Genomic DNA, 2,277 nt, shown 5'->3' on the forward strand with positions numbered 1-2,277 from the left:
GCCCCATCGCGCCCTCGGCGAGGTAGGCGACCATGGTTGCGCTGCCGAGGCGCCAGCCATAGGCGGCGCCGATCATCAGCACCACCAGCGTCTGCAGCGTCATCGGGACATAGGGCAATGGCAAGTTCACCTTGGCTGACAGCGTCATCAGCGCCGTGCCGAGCGCAATCAGCACCAGGGCACGCAGCGCGCCAACGGCTTCGCCCGGTCGGGTCGGCCACATCAAGGCGGCGAGAGGAGAATGTGGTGCAGTGGCGGATGGCGCGGAACGGTCAGACAAAGTCGAACTCCGGAAGGCTGACGAAAACTGGCGCGGTTATTTAAGCCACTCAGCAATCCGGTCAACTGCCTCCCGCATCTCTTCAGGAGAACGTGCATAGGAAAAGCGAAGGAACGAGCGCCCGCGGATGGGATCGAAATCGAGGCCCGGCGTCGCCGCGACACGGGCCTGCTCCAGCATCTGCTGGGCGAACTCGAAACTGTCCGCAGTGAAGTCCGAGACGTCGGCATAGAGGTAGAATGCACCGTCGGCAGGCAAGAACTTGCTGAGGCCCGCTTTGGGCAAGCCCTCGATCAGAATGCGCCGGTTTTCCTGGTAGCTGTGCTTGATCTCCTCCATCTCGGCCGCGCCGTCGAAGGCCGCCTCTGCCGCGATCTGCGATAGCGAGGGCACCGAGATCGAGAGGTTCTGCTGGAGCCGCTCGATCGGCCGCACCAGAACCTCGGGCACGACCATCCAGCCGACGCGCCAACCCGTCATGCAGAAATACTTCGAGAACGAGTTGATCACGAGTGCGTGCTCGGACAGTGCCGCCGCCGTCACGGCCGGAAAGGCGTAGTCGAGCCCGTGATAGATTTCATCCGAGATGAAGCGGATGCCGGCGTCTTCCGCGGCCGCCATGAGGCCGGCGAGCGCTTCGCGCGACATCATCGTGCCCGTCGGATTGGCGGGACTGCCGACCAGCACGCCCTTCAGCGGTGCCTTGCGGTGGGCGGCGAGCAGCGCCTCGCCGGTGAGCGCGTGACGCGTCTCGTTGGTGGTCTCGATCAAGACCGGCTCGCAGCCGAGCGCGGTCAGGATGTGGCGGTATGGTGGATAGCCCGGCACCGTCACGGCGACGCGGTCGCCCGGCTCGAACATCGAGAGGAAGGCCAGGATGAAGCCGCCGGAGGACCCGGTCGTCACGACGATCCGCTCGGGACTGACGGCGCAGCCATAGGTTTCGCGATAATGTCGGACAATGCGCGCGCGCAACGAGGGCATGCCGAGCGCGGAGGTATAGTCGATCCGCCCAGCCTCGAGCGCCGCATGGGCGGCCGCAATCGCGGTCCTCGGAGCGCCCGCCGCGGGCTGCCCGACCTCCATATGGATGACATGGCCGCCGGTGGCCTCGATCCGGGCTGCCGCGGCCATGACATCCATCACCATGAACGGGGGAACATCGCTGCGGCGGGAGGGCTCGAGCCACTGCCCCAACCGGTTCCTCAAGGTCGCATCATGCATCGATTTCTGCTACTGGCTGGCGACCGGCCCGTCCGGTCCTTGGAAACAGGGCGCTTGCGCCCCAGACTGGCCGCAATGTACGGCTCATAAGGGGCGCGGCTCATAGGCCATATCGCGTATCCGGTCCGCCGCCAATCGCCAAAACCAATCACGAAACTGCTTGACCAAAACCCCTCGACCAAAACCCTTGGACCAAGACCCCTCGACCAAAACCTTGACCGAGCCCGTTTGACCAAGACCGCTTGATGTTGCTCCAGATCGCATTGCGCAAGAAGGCCTCCGCCCTCACCGCCCTCGTCACGGCCGCGACGATCGCGCTGACGCCGTTCTCGGCCGCGCGTGCGCAGGCCAAGGGGCTGCCGGTCCTGCGGGACACCGAGACCGAGCAATTGCTGCGCGACTACACCCGCCCGATCCTGCGCGTCGCGGGCCTGGAGAAACACAACATCCAGATGGTGATCATCAACGACAGCTCGTTCAACGCCTTCGTCGCGGACGGCCGGCGCATCTTCGTCAATTGGGGCGCGCTGCTCCAGTCGGAGACGCCGAACCAGATCATCGGCGTGCTCGCGCACGAGACCGGCCATCTGGCGGGCGGCCATCTGTCCAAGCTGCGCGAACAGCTCGCCACCGCCCAGACCCAGATGATCATCGCGATGCTGCTCGGCGCAGGCGCGATCGCAGCGGGCAGCACCCAGCGCAGCAGCGCCGGCAACAACGGCCTGGCCAATGCCGGCGCGGCGGCGATTGCCGCCCCGCAGGAGATGATCCGC

At 65.8% G+C, this 2,277-nt stretch carries 3 protein-coding genes; 1 reads left to right on the top strand and 2 read right to left on the bottom strand.

Annotated elements, in window-relative coordinates:
• Nucleotides 1-223, bottom strand: a 223-nt coding sequence (locus tag JHD07_RS34715) for a biotin transporter BioY (protein ID WP_291630367.1), incomplete at its 3' end; no start/stop codon positions are given.
• 93 nt (nucleotides 224-316) lie between these two features.
• The gene (locus JHD07_RS34720) at nucleotides 317-1,504 is read right to left on the bottom strand and encodes an aminotransferase class I/II-fold pyridoxal phosphate-dependent enzyme (protein WP_291630369.1); all 1,188 of its coding nucleotides are present in this window, start codon (nucleotides 1,502-1,504) and stop codon (nucleotides 317-319) included.
• 245 nt (nucleotides 1,505-1,749) lie between these two features.
• Between JHD07_RS34720 and JHD07_RS34725 the strand changes: the two genes are divergently transcribed.
• Nucleotides 1,750-2,277: M48 family metalloprotease (locus JHD07_RS34725; protein WP_291630371.1), on the top strand; the 528-nt coding region annotated here is incomplete at its 3' end.

Source organism: Bradyrhizobium sp. (genome assembly GCF_016462955.1).
Lineage (GTDB): Bacteria > Pseudomonadota > Alphaproteobacteria > Rhizobiales > Xanthobacteraceae > Bradyrhizobium.

Bases quoted from the DNA above. Each gene is read 5' to 3' on its own strand.
- JHD07_RS34720 (WP_291630369.1), bottom strand. From the start codon at position 1,504: ATGCATGATGCGACCTTGAGGAACCGGTTGGGGCAGTGGCTCGAGCCC.